12 protein-coding genes are annotated in these 12457 nt (G+C 61.6%); 6 read left to right on the top strand and 6 right to left on the bottom strand.

Annotation, left to right across the window (positions count from 1 at the left end):
• Positions 1–138 precede the first annotated feature (138 nt).
• Positions 139–909, top strand: coding sequence for a type II CAAX prenyl endopeptidase Rce1 family protein (locus ACM2ZB_RS20160; protein ID WP_416056742.1), 771 nt, complete (start codon positions 139–141; stop codon positions 907–909).
• An 81-nt stretch (positions 910–990) separates the two neighbouring features.
• A complete protein-coding gene (locus ACM2ZB_RS20155; protein ID WP_313441646.1) occupies positions 991–1413 on the top strand; it encodes a response regulator in 423 nt (140 codons plus the stop codon).
• Between the two features lie 126 nt (positions 1414–1539).
• Here the strand turns inward: ACM2ZB_RS20155 and ACM2ZB_RS20150 are convergent, their stop codons facing one another.
• From ACM2ZB_RS20150 to ACM2ZB_RS20135, 4 genes are read right to left on the bottom strand one after another with little or no spacing between them, the layout of a single operon-like run.
• Positions 1540–1899: a DUF2750 domain-containing protein gene (locus tag ACM2ZB_RS20150; protein ID WP_416056741.1), complete on the bottom strand. Its 360-nt coding sequence runs from the start codon at positions 1897–1899 to the stop codon at positions 1540–1542.
• Positions 1896–2324 carry an SMI1/KNR4 family protein gene (locus tag ACM2ZB_RS20145; protein WP_416056740.1) on the bottom strand — a complete coding sequence of 143 codons (429 nt, stop codon included), beginning with the start codon at positions 2322–2324 and terminating at the stop codon, positions 1896–1898. The genes ACM2ZB_RS20150 and ACM2ZB_RS20145 overlap by 4 nt, the downstream gene beginning before the upstream one ends.
• A 20-nt stretch (positions 2325–2344) precedes the next feature.
• Positions 2345–3289 (bottom strand): alpha/beta hydrolase, encoded by a 945-nt coding sequence (locus ACM2ZB_RS20140; RefSeq protein WP_416056739.1) that lies wholly within the window; start codon positions 3287–3289, stop codon positions 2345–2347.
• Positions 3290–3319: 30 nt separating this feature from the next.
• Positions 3320–4165, bottom strand: coding sequence for an alpha/beta hydrolase (locus ACM2ZB_RS20135; protein WP_416056738.1), 846 nt, complete (start codon positions 4163–4165; stop codon positions 3320–3322).
• 128 nt (positions 4166–4293) lie between these two features.
• On the opposite strand from ACM2ZB_RS20135, the gene ACM2ZB_RS20130 reads away from it, so the two are divergent.
• From ACM2ZB_RS20130 to ACM2ZB_RS20120, 3 genes are all read left to right on the top strand, one after another.
• Complete coding sequence (locus ACM2ZB_RS20130) at positions 4294–5373, top strand: acyltransferase family protein (RefSeq protein ID WP_416056737.1); 1080 nt, start codon at positions 4294–4296, stop codon at positions 5371–5373.
• 597 nt (positions 5374–5970) lie between these two features.
• The gene (locus ACM2ZB_RS20125; protein ID WP_416056736.1) at positions 5971–6330 is read left to right on the top strand and encodes a hypothetical protein; all 360 of its coding nucleotides are present in this window, start codon (positions 5971–5973) and stop codon (positions 6328–6330) included.
• A 276-nt stretch (positions 6331–6606) separates the two neighbouring features.
• Positions 6607–7863, top strand: coding sequence for a DUF3800 domain-containing protein (locus ACM2ZB_RS20120; protein ID WP_416056735.1), 1257 nt, complete (start codon positions 6607–6609; stop codon positions 7861–7863).
• A 61-nt stretch (positions 7864–7924) separates the two neighbouring features.
• Here the strand turns inward: ACM2ZB_RS20120 and ACM2ZB_RS20115 are convergent, their stop codons facing one another.
• The gene (locus ACM2ZB_RS20115) at positions 7925–9583 is read right to left on the bottom strand and encodes a hypothetical protein (protein ID WP_416056734.1); all 1659 of its coding nucleotides are present in this window, start codon (positions 9581–9583) and stop codon (positions 7925–7927) included.
• A gap of 1206 nt (positions 9584–10789) precedes the next feature.
• Here ACM2ZB_RS20115 and ACM2ZB_RS20110 point away from each other — a divergent pair.
• Positions 10790–11542 (top strand): DUF5677 domain-containing protein, encoded by a 753-nt coding sequence (locus ACM2ZB_RS20110; RefSeq protein ID WP_416056733.1) that lies wholly within the window; start codon positions 10790–10792, stop codon positions 11540–11542.
• 44 nt (positions 11543–11586) lie between these two features.
• Here the strand turns inward: ACM2ZB_RS20110 and ACM2ZB_RS20105 are convergent, their stop codons facing one another.
• Entirely contained in the window at positions 11587–12294 is a 708-nt protein-coding gene (locus ACM2ZB_RS20105; RefSeq protein ID WP_416056732.1) for a DNA-methyltransferase, read from the bottom strand.
• Between the last annotated feature and the right edge of the window lie 163 nt (positions 12295–12457).

Raw genomic sequence — 12457 nt, 5'->3', positions numbered from 1 at the left:
TCCTGTTGGTCAGCCTTCGACTCTACCTGCGCGCCGATGACTCTGCGGCAACATGACCGATGGCACAGGGACTTACGACGCGTGCCCGCGCGTCGCTTGGCGCACACACTGCGGGCTCTTCCCGCACGGACTGCGCGCATGCCCTCGCCCTCCCGCCTGCCCACCGCCGTGCGCCTGCTGCTGGTGCTGCTCGGCGTCGGGCTCGGCCTGAACCTGCGCGACCTCAGTGCGGCAGCGGGGCTGCCCATTCCTGCGCTGCCCATGCCCTACGGCGGCAGCCTGCTCGACAACCTCTTGGCGGCACTCACCGCAGTGCTGCTGGCGGCCCTGCTGCGCCCGCGCGGCACCGGCCTGGCGGCCAGCCTGGGCCTGCGCTGGAACGGCGCCGGCGGTCCCGCGTGGGTACTGCTGGCCAGCCTGCCGTGCTGGCTGGGCCTTGCGGTACTGGGCAGGCCCAACACGGCGCTGACCACGCTGGACGCCAGCATGCTGGCGATGCTGTTCCCGCTGGCCGAGGAAGTGCTGTTCCGTGGCCTGGGCTTCGTGCTGCTGGTGAAGATCGTGCGCGGCCCCTGGCCCCTGCTGGCCCTGCCGCAGGCGCTGCTGTTCGGCATGGTGCACTGGCTGGGCTTCGGCGGCGTCGATGGTGGCGGCGTGGCCCTGTTCGTCGGCGCGGTCATCGCGTTGGGCGGCTTCGTCTTCGCCTGGCTGGACCACCTGGACGGCGAGACGCTGTGGTGCGGCCTGGCCCTGCACGTTTCGATGAACATGGCCTGGAACGTGTTCAGCCTTGATGATGCCGTGGCATTGGGTTGGCAGGCCACCACCCTGCGCATCGGCACCGCCCTGCTGGCGGTGGCTGTCCTGGCCTGGCGGGTGCACCGCCGCCGCGCTGTAACGCCGCTTTAGCTGCCCCTGCACGCGGATATCACCCACCGGTTGCGCATACTTGCGCGCCTTTTCACCGCTGCTGTCCGGAGTTGTCGCGTCATGTTGCTGTCCAAGCGCCACGTTGAACCCCGCGTCCTGCTGATCGAGGACGCCGAGGAAACCCGCGAGCTGAGCCGCATGGCGCTGGAGAGCCAAGCCTGCCACGTGGTGGGCGTGAGCTCGGCTGAAGCCGCGCTGGGGCTGCTGGCCGCCGGTGAGCGCTTCGACCTGCTGTTCACCGACGTCAACCTGGGCCTGGTCAGCGGCATTGAGGCCGCCAACCAGGTGCGTGCCCTGTACCCGTATCTGCCGATTCTGGTCACCTCGGGCATGGACCAGCACGCCGTGTTGCCGCAGCTGCGCGACGGCATCCACTTCCTGCCCAAGCCGTACAACATGAGCGAGCTGCTGGACGCGATCCGGCTGTGCTTCCGCCATGCCGATGCCGGCGTGTTGACCGGGCCGGACGCGCAGGCGGCCTGAGGCAATCATCCACGCGTGGCGTGGATCTACTGGACAAAGAAGTAGATCCACGCCATGCGTGGATGACCGTCGATCGGCCCGGACTCGCAGGCGGCGCAAGGCCCAGTGATCCATGCGTAGCGTGGATTACCTCAGCGCGTCCAGCAGGGCCTCGGGCCGAAGTTCGATGCCTGCCAGATCAGCATTGAAATCCACACCGGCCAGGGCACCATCGCGCTGCATGCCCGGCAGCCAGCGCTGCATGAAGGCCTCCAGGGGAATGACGGTAGGCACATAATCGGCCCACTCTTCCACCGCATGCCGCGCGGCATATGCACGGTCGGACCAGAACACCAGCACGTCCTCGTCACCGTCACCGTCATTGGAGGGGCAGTACGCCCAGCCGCGCGCCTCGCTGCGCAGCCCCCACACCTCGCCATGCTCGCGCACGCGGCGAATGAAGCGCTCTTTGAGCAGCTCCATATCGGCCGTGAGATGCAGGCTCATGGCAGCCCACCTTCGATCATCTCGTACAGCGAAGCAGATAGTAGTTCTATCTCGTTTTCCTCATGCAGGTGGAGAACGATCTCGCCACGTGAGTTGATCAGGATCGCATTGCCACTGCCATCACCCGAGATGACCAACGCATCGCGCAGCTCTATCGGTATGGTGTCCTCAAGGCTGCTCCGAAACCACTGTGTCAACTCGGTGACCGTCGCGCGACCGATCATTGGCCCGCTCTCAAAAGCGTGTATCTCAAAGCCAGCAAACGAAGCTCCGAAGCGCTTGATGTACGCCACGTACTGAGCGTCAAATACCACGCCCAATGCCTGCTGTGCCGCCTCGATCTGCAGGTCGGTCGCTGGTTGGCCGAGTAGATCGGGATGCTCGGTGAACCAGTTAGTGAGTCTTTCAAACAACTCTGGGGGCATTCAATGTTCTCCTTCTAACATCAACCACCCGTGTATGGCCCCTCACCCGGCATCACCTCCAGCAACGCGCGGGTGATCACCCGCGGGTACACCGTCAGGTGGTCCTCACCCTCGATCACCACGTTGTCCACCTGCAGCCTGCGGCCACTGCGCTGCAGCTGCGCAGTGAAGTCCGCGGCCTGCCGCAGCATGTCGTTGCCGGTTGAATAGCGCGGCCCCGGCTTGACGGTTTCGTAGCTTCCCACCGACAACAGCACGCGGGTCGACTGTGCCGGGATGACGGCAGTGTCCTGCATGCGCGGAAGCAACAGCTGGTCGAACCACAGCGAAGGGCTCGAGAGGATATAAGTGCTGAACAGGTCTGGCTGGGTGGTCAGCACGTAGGCGCCAAACAATGCGCCATAGGAATGGCCTGCGAACGCGCGGCGCGCCGGATCGGTCCGGTAGCGCGCGTCGATCATCGGCAGCACCTCTGCGGACAGGAAATCGCGGTAATGCGCGGCACCGCCGTAGGTGACGTCCTCACTGTAGTAACCATCAGGCTTCCGCACGGGATTGCTGGGCGTGTAGTCGCGCGAGCGGCTGTGCTTGGAAGTCAGCCCTTCCTGCGGCGGCAGCCCGACCAGGATGAAGTTCTCGATGTTGACGCCCTGCTGCCCCACCAGGTTGCGCACGCTGCGCACCAGCGGAAAGCTGTACAGCGCGTCGGTCACGTACAGCACCGGGTAGCGCTTGTCGGGGTGGGCCGCATAGTCGGCCGGCAGGGCAATCCAGATCGGGTAATCGCGCCCCACCGGATCATGTACGCGCAGCGCTTCGGTATCGGGCAGCACCACGCCGGGCGTGGCGGCGGCGACTGCCGGGTTCTGCTTCGCGGTGTCCTGCCCTGCCGGCGGTGGTACCGACATCGCGCACCCGGCCAAGGCCACGCAGGCCAGAAAACTCCATCCATGTACACGCTGCATTGGTGTTTCTCCCGTTGTCGCCCGTGTCCGTCAGGGCGTGGCCGGCGCTGGCGCCGGGAACAGCGTGCGCAGGGCCTGCAACGCGGCGGGGTGGTAGATCGTGGCGTGGGTCTCGTCCGGAAGCGGCTGGTACTTCACCAGCGGCGACGGCGATGCCTGCTGCAGCAGTACCGCCAGGCGCGCGGTCGATCCGGCCAGTTCCGGCTGCCCGCTGCTGGCCAGGAACACGTGCGGCTTGGCCTTGGCCACCGCCGGCAGCAGCTTCGGTGCCGAGGCCAGCAGTGCGCCCTTGTTCCACCACAGGCTGGGGTCCAGCGCGATATAGCTGTTGAACAGGGTCGGCTCCTGCAGCAGGGTTTCCACCACGAACAGCCCGGCCAGCGATTCGCCGATCAGCGCGCGCTCGTCGGTGGTCGGGTAGCGCTGGCGCACCTGCGGCATCAGTTCGTCGCGCAGGAAGCTGCGGTAGGCCGCCGAACCACCAATGCGCGGGGCGATCTTCCGGTCCTGCGGGTCGGTGCTGGGGCCGGTCATGTCGCGGCGGCGCTCGGTGTTTTCGATGCCCACCAGCAGGAACGGGCGCATGCTGCCGTTGCCGGTCAGCACCTGCACCAGGCCGGCCACGTGCAGGAAGTCCTCGCCGATGCCACCGTCGGGCATGTACAGCACCGGCAGCGGCGCCTTCGGGTCCAGGCCCCACGGCTGCGGGCGGTAGACGTTGATGCGGCGGGTCTCGCCCAGCGCCTTCGATTCGAGGGTGAAGCTCTCGCCGATCACCAGCGGCGTGGCGGGCGCGGCCTGCGCGACCACGTCGGCAGCGAATGCGGGAACGGCGGCGCCAAGCAGCAGCAGGCCGGACAGAACGATGGAGCGCATGGCAGATTCCAGGGCGGCGAATCACCGAGCATAACCGTGTGCGCCAACCCGGTGCACGCCCCGGCCCCGCTGGGCGCGCGCAACGCAGGAACTCGGCCAGTACAATGCGCAGCAGCCAGGGAGAACAGATGAGCCAGCACCTCAACCCTCACCGCTATCAGTCACTGCAGGTTCTGCGCGGCATTGCGGCGCTTGCCGTGGTCGTGTTCCATCTTCGCGGTGTCGAGGTCAAGTACCTGCCGGGCGCGGGAATTCTTGACGGGATCGGCCGCTACGCGGACGCCGGTGTGGATCTGTTCTTCGTGCTGTCCGGTTTTGTCATGACTACCCTCACCGCCGGCCGTGAGGGTGGGATGGCGGCCGCCGGTTCATTCCTGGCCCGGCGCGCTTGGCGGGTGCTGCCGCCGTACTGGATATTCACCACGGTGGTGGTGGTGTTGATGGCGCTGGTCCCGTCCATGGTCAACTCGTCCTACCACGACCAGAGCATCCTGGCCTCGTATCTGCTGATCCCGCATCAACAGCTGCCCGTGCTGACGGTGGGGTGGACGCTGGTGCATGAGGCCTACTTCTATGTGGCGTTCGCCGTGGCGATTGCAGTGGTCCCGGCGCGCGCCCTAACCGTGTTCCTGCTGGGCTGGGCGGCTCTGATCGGCACTGCGCATATGCTTGCACCCGCAGCCACCTCGCCCGCCCACGTACTGGCCATCAACCCGCTCACGTTCGAATTCATCGCGGGCGCGCTGCTGGGCCTGCACTGGCGCTCGATTCCTCGCGGGCTCGGCTGGCCCCTGGCAATTGGCGGGGCCGCGCTGGCGGTGGCTGCCGCCAGCCTGCTGCCCACCGAGGGCCCGTCGGTCATGCCTGTATGGACCCGGGTCAGCCTGTTCGGGACGGCCAGCACGCTGCTGGTCGCCGGTGCCGTGTTGATCGAAGCAAGCACCCGACGTACGCCACCGCGTGGCCTCATCATGCTGGGCGATACGTCCTACGCCCTGTACCTGTCCCACATCTTCGTGATCTCGATTGCAGGCCGGGCATGGTCGATGCTGCTGCCGTCGGGGGCGTGGTGGAATCACGGCCTGTTCGTCGCGGCAACCCTGCTCGCGTGCTGCGTGACCGGCTACCTGGTCCATCGTCTGGTGGAACAGCCCTTGCTTCTGCTGCCGCGACGGATGGCTCGGCGCCGGTTAAACGCGACCGCGTAGATCCACGCCATGCGTGACCGGATGCCGCGAGGGTGTCGCTTTTGAACAGGTGCCGGCGCCACCAGTATCGCAATTGACCCGATCGAGTCAGGCACGACACATCTGCGCATCCAGTGCTGATGATGGAAGTGAAGCCAGCTTTACACGCTGCCGTTCACGGCAGGCCGTCCGTGATTCGCGGTTTGCGACATTATGGAACGCAACTCGCCGGACGCTGAAACGGATGCGTCTTGCCTTGTCGCTTGCTGCGCTATCGGCAACTGCGACAATGGCGTTGCGCTGTAGCGTTCCAGATTTCTTTCGGAGAATTCCGATTGAAATTCCAGCGCGGGCGTAACCAACATGCAGCGCCACCGACAACGGGTGGCACCGGGCCTGCAAGCCCGGGGAGACAAATCGCATGTTGTTTGCGCTCACCCGTCGGTACTGTTTCCGGACCGTGCCGGCGGGTGATCCGTCGGCCTTCATGGCGGGCGGTGCGTGGGGGTCTTCGGACCCGCCGGTCAATTGCGATTTGTCTACCGGCTTGCAGCCACGCACCGTCCGCCACCCGCGCCTGCGCGGTGGCAATCCTGCTCCATTGCCGAGGAAGCCACGATGACCCGACGCCCACCCCAAGCCCCCTATGCCACCAGTGACAGCGTCAATGACGATGAAAATCCTGGCACCGATCTGAGCACCTTCCTGGGATGCCTGAAACGCATCCGCGATGGCGAAGGCGCCGACGGCATGCTCTGGCCGGATTCCGACCTGCCACTCGGGCGGCAGATGGCGTTGGCGCGCGTGGAGCGCGCGGCCATCGGCCTGATGACGGTGACCGAAATGCTGCACGCCGCCGAACGTTGCCGGCTGGTGGCCACGCCGGATCGGCATCTGGATGAGGGCGTGGTGGAGGGTTTGTTCTTTGCCTGCCGCGGGCTGGCGGAGCTGGTGTGCCGGGATGTCCGGCCTGAATAGCTGTATTGGCTGACGCCCCCGCCAATGCGCCGTTGGCGCCTGCAGGGAGGTGCGCATGTTGAATGCAATGCTCAGCACATCGCCCCAATGATGGAACTGCTGATCTTTCACCCGTTTTCCCCGGCGGCATGAAAAAGGCGCCCCTGCGGGCGCCTAAGTCATTGATGCAATGGTGGGCCGTGATGGATTCGAACCATCGACCAAAAGATTAAAAGTCAGACAACCATCCACCATTAATCAACACCTTAACCCCCTCAATTTTTCCGCCACCGGGTCGTGAAACGCCTGCCGCAGCTAGGTAAATCGCAGAATTTTTCCGCTATCATCCTTGATCCTACGAACCCAAGGGAGATCCCCGTGTACTTCCATGTCGATGAATCAGGAAACACGGGAAACGATCTCTTTAACAGGGATCAGCCCAAGCTCAGCTACGGTGTAATTTCAAGCAGAACCAATGTTGACGCCCTCGGCGTCGACATCCACCGTCAGATGCTCAGGAAGGCAGGCCGAGGCGAACTACACGCAAAGGACTTGCGCGCTAATGGGATTGTTGCGTTGGCGCCGATGTTGGAGAAGCTCCAGGACAAGATGAAGTTCGATTTCGACTTTTATTTCATCGAGAAGGAGACACTAGCGATCATCCTCTTCTTCGACGCAGTCTTCGACGCGGGCATCAATCCTGCCGTCAAGTGGGAGAGCTACTGGACGCCAATGCGGTTTATCATCATCCATAAGCTTGCGCATCTCATGGACGATAGTCTCCTCCGCAAAGCGTGGGACTTGTGTACCACGCGAAGGATCGAGCCTCGCGCTGCAGAAATCGTGGATCTTTTGAAAGAGATAAAGAACCGAGCGCTAGCTACGAACTGGGATATCCGAAGCAAAGAGGTAATCGCAGACGCTCTCTCATACGGAATTAAGAACCCCATTGCTCTCGACTTTGGACAGCCAGATCGCAAGCTCGTCTCGCCAAATGCGGTTGGCTTTCAATTTGTGGTCAGCTCTATAGCACGACGACTGAGAAGCAAGAGTGCAGATGATGCGTCCAAAATTGTTGTTGATCGGCAGACCGAGTTTAATGAAGCCCAGATCAAAACACACCAAGTACAGAAGCTCATGTACGACGGAATGAGAGCGGCGCCAGCTAATCAGCGCTTGCTGCTCACGAACCACCCGCTCTATATGCATATGACTGAAGGGGATATTCTCGGACTGAACCTTCCAGGCAAGCAAATTGATATCGCAGATAGTGAAGACTCAATCGGCCTCCAGATCGTCGACATTTACCTCTGGATCGCTCAGAAATTCCTTGATCGAAAGCTCCCACTCGAGCTTGTTGATCTCGCGAGAAAGGTGCTTCGAAGATCTTACGTTGACGGCATCAGCATGACCGGCATGCAGCAAAGGTACGAGAAATTTGAGGCGCTCTTGCCCGATCTTCACCATTTCTCGGACGAACAACTACGTGCAGCCGCCGCTTCGGTTGAGGCTCATCGTTCAAAAGTTCGCGACATGGATCTGAATTTAGCTTGACCGTTCCTGTCTGGTGTTGGCCCCAGCTTATCCCACCAGTGAAGCGAGCCTGTGACCGATATCACTCCAAATGTGAAATGCCATAGGTCGATCTGATCCGCACTTCCTTGCCAGGGGACTCCGATGAGATCAGCTTCAATGCAGATTCGGCATTGGCCGCCGCCCGTGCGTAGCTATTGTCGTAGCTTCCTCGACGTTCTAACAGTTCCTTAATCACCCGGTAGCTACTGCTGTCGGACTTGAAACACTCGGCCAGCTTGGATGTATCGGCAATCGCAACGGCACTGAAGTCGCCCTCATTGGCAGCAAGTGCGCCAATCTTGGACAACGCTATTTCAAGAGACACTCCACTGGGTGTTCCGTTCCGAGCTTGCTCAACCGCGGCCAAGAACTCTTCGTCTGTTACCTGCCCGATCATTGTCAACACCTCCTCCTCGAGCTCACCAGCTCGGGAGCCGCTCCGCGCTTCAACCCATGTGCGTATCACTTCGGAAGCAAGGTCAGGCTGGCCGTGCGCTCGGAGAACTTTCGCGAATGACTCCACGTTCGTTGGCATTTCCCTATCCAAGACTCCGGGCCACGCAGCCATCATCCCTTGAATTAGATCGTGATCGTCAGCCCGCAGATCGTTTCGATAACGTCGCCACGCCTCACTGTACTTTGACCGTTTTTCATCGATGCGAGCCTCGCGATCCCAGGAATCTACAGCAGAGCGGAGCGCATCTACTGAGAAGCCAGATCTAATGCAATCTATCAGGACTCTTGTTAGAGCATCGCCACCATCTATATCAAACCGGCCAATACGATCCGCAAGAATCGCATCTTCGGCGGATAACTTGCTTCCATCCTTCCCGAGGTTAAGGCGATCCAGAGCAAGGGTCATAGGCGAAGTACGCAGTAGGAATTCAAGAGACGGTGCACCCAAGCCCTTCCCGCAATGACAATAGACTATGAACACAACCTCGCGAGCCACCTTGCTGATAGTGGCCGCATGGATTTCACCCAACTCCGCGAACACAAGGTGCAGGCTACGCGCAGCTCTTTTAATAACCCTAACGTTCCGAATTCCCAGCTCGATCAGTGCTTCGGAAGCATCCTTATGCCACCTCTGAAGCTGATCCAAGCTTCCAAATGCAATGCCAACAGCGACGTCCGGCGAGGGGTCGTAGTAAACCTCAGAAGCAAAAGCTTTTTCCCGCTGACTGTCCCATTCAATTTTATCCTCTCCGGCCAGAACGTTCGAATTGAGAATGACGCAAACGCGGCAGCTACGCTGTTCCTCAAGATGGGAGACGAGACCAAGAACATCTCGCAAAGACAAATTTCGGCCTCGACGCTCCACATCGTCAATGCAAATAAGTCGATCTCGTACGAAATAGAAGGCTAGTGCCTGTGCCGCCGCTGCCAGCTGCGCCCCGCCGCCAAACCGAGATGGAATTAGAGGAGCGCTCTTTGTCAGCCCGGCCCAAACTTCGCGCAACCGCACGCGCAGCTGCCACCAGCGGACATTCTGCTGGTCTTGGACGGCAAGCGATATCTGGGCCTTCATGGCATCAAGAGAGTCCACTCCGAAAAGCGAAACATACGTACTGTCGACGCCTGCACTCTTGACAACTTTTCTCCAGAGATGGGTTTTACCTATCCCCCACGGGCCATGCAAACAAAGTGCACTCCCCCCAACACTCTTTACAAAGTTCTCGAGGTTAATTTCGACTTTCATGCCCCCCCCCTAAAGTTGCCGGCAACGAGCTAACGAGATGTGGCACCCGAACCGCATAGGTCTTGCTTCCCGAAAGACTATCACCGGGTTAGCGAAGGGACAGCAGCTCGCTGCTATCCGATGACAACCGGCCCTAGCCCATCCAGCCGAACGGCGACGGGATCTGCAGCTTCACCAACCAGTTCGCGCGCACGGCTTCTTGCCAACGGTTGATGACTGCCACGTCCTCCCGGAGCCGTGCCTCATGCCTGGCCACCCAAAGCTAAGCGCCGGCGCGCCCCTGCTCATAGCTGGTGCCCCGCCGGGAAGGGCCACCAGGGCCATTGCGGTGGCGATCCAGCAAGGCGATCCAGGTCTCGTCGTCAACGCGTTATTACATGGCGACCAGCCACGCCCCATCGCGAGCAATCACGGTCAGCGGATCACTTGGCCAGCTGGCAGAGCGTGTCGTCCAGTAGAAGTCGGTGGGCAAGGGCATGGGCGGCAGGATACGAGTCCGCGTCTCAGATCCTGTGACGCCAACCGGTGCCGGCATGAGTCGGGTACAAGCGCGGACAGAGCGGCAGTATGGGGACGTGGAAAGACCCTCCCCCCTCTATAAGGCAATTTTCGATGTGCCCACGGCAACAGGGTAATTCAGGTAACCACCCCCAGAAGCTTCAACAAAAACCTTATATCTCATATATATATGTTGATTTTTGCAAGGTAACAATAGGGTAACCTTTGAGTAACCACGTTACCTTTGAAGACGGTAACCAATGGGCCGAAAATAGTCGTTTCAAATCAACCACATAACTTTTCCCGCCTTCAGAAATTACCCACAATTGCCCCCGGAGGTAACCCGGAGAAGTGTTGCGGTAGTAGGGCCATCGGCTTTCGCCGCCGCTCGGGTTACCTGATTACCCGGTTCCGATGGGCACATCGAGGAACGGCCAGCTGTTGAACCACGCCATCAGGCGCCCTGGGGCGGCCTAAAAAAGGGCCTTCCGTGCAGGGTTCCGCAGGGCCGATCGAAGTCTACGAACGCCATGTGCAGCCATAGCGGGCGTGGCTTGGCCCGTTGTGCGGGGCATGCAGAAAAAGCACACCATGAAGTGCGCAGGCGTGGCGGGGAGACGAGTGCGCGCGCCGGGGGGCAGAAGGGCGATACCATTCGTCTCCTTGCACGCCCGTATGGTTTGCCACGACTTACCCTAGGACTACGCCATGCCCGACCACCAAACCCTGCTGGCCGCCGCAGTACAACAGGTCAACGCGGCTCTGAAATTCATCAGCGAGATACCCCCGCCGGCTACCTCGCCCGGTCGGCCGCAGTGCGCCCTGTTCTTGACCATCGCTGAGCAGCATGAGGCGGCAGTGAGACTCCTTGAGGTTGGCCTCACGACGCACGCTGCGGTGCATATCAGGGGGATGCTGGAGGCCCTCACTGACCTGTGCCTGCTGGGCATCAGCGAGGATCACGTCCGGCGCATGCGTTATGACCAGATCGGTGGGGCGAAGCGTCTATTCGAGCGCGTGATCGCCGTGGAAGGTTTGCCCGATTCCCTGCGTGTCGAATACCAATCGCAGTTGAATGACCTGACAGAAACGCATGCGCCCCTCCACGAAGAGTTTCGGCGCAACAGACTCGAACAGGCCGAGGCTTTTGTACGTGCCGGCCTGCAGGATCTACTGCCCCAGTACACGATGCTATGCAGCTTTGCGCATAACGACCTCAGCGCGTTGGCCTACAGGCACCAGCAAGGGGAGCGAATGGCCCACAGGTCGCCGCCGTCGTATGCCGACACCCACGCTTTCGTGGTGATGTCCAGCGTCGCACTGACGCGAGCAGCGCATCAACTTCAGGGCGTTGTTCGTCTGCCCGAGGGAAGGTTCGAGCATCACATGGAGACGATTGGCAAGTTGCTGCACAGGATCTGCGAACTGGCTCCGGAAGACCCGGCATTCTCGCAACAATGAAAAGGCCGCCCAGTGGGCCGCCTTCGTAAACGCACTCATGTCGGCTAGGGGCTTAGTAGCCTGGACCGAGCTACGTCGTGGTAGTGACCGGTCATCTCAATGCCGGTCCAGCTATAGCCCTCAAGGTCTGCCGCGACCAAGGTCGTACCCGAGCCGGCAAACGGGTCGAGGATTCGACCACCATCTTCGCAGATGCGCACCAGCTGGCGCATGAAATCGGTGGGCTTGCCGGTCATGTGGTGCTTGTCGGCCTTGCGCGCGCCCTCGCGGATCACACCTGGCAGCACCGGGGCGCGCCGACCGAGCGGCATGTTGCCCTTGCTGCCCCACACCACGTACTCGGCCTGGTTGCGGAAGCGCCCCAGCTGAGGACGCACGCCTTCCGTCTCGTCCCACACAGCTACACCGCGCCAAGTGAAGCCGGCACACTGCAGCGCATCGGTGGTCAGCGGCAGCTGCCGCCAATCGGTGAACAGCAGCACCGGTGCACCATCCTTCAACACCCGGCTGCATTCAGCGAGCCACAGCCGCATCCATGGCAGGTGAGACCGCTGGTCGCCCTCGTCGCCGACGAAATCAGCATGCAGCTGGGCGCTCCCACTTTGCATGTACTTCGTTTGCGGCGCCTGCTGCCGCGAGGCGGCGTGTACGCCGCCGCTGGCATACGGCGGATCAGTGATTAGGGCGTCGAAGCTCGCGGCCGGCAAGGTCGGCAGGCAACCTACGCCAGCGCGAGCGAGGCGCGGCAACATGCAACGGCAGAGCTGCAGCGGTTGGCACGGGGTACAGCGACATTGTTGTTCAGGTTGGCGTTAGGCCGTCCCGATCTTTATCCCGGTCAGACGGTGAATGTCGCGGGCATCAAGCCCGAGATCGACGGCACAGACTGGCTTGTGGTGAAGGCGACGCACACCA

Source organism: Stenotrophomonas maltophilia, assembly GCF_047782825.1.
Lineage (GTDB): Bacteria > Pseudomonadota > Gammaproteobacteria > Xanthomonadales > Xanthomonadaceae > Stenotrophomonas.
This window is presented reverse-complemented; position numbering and strand designations above follow the sequence as displayed.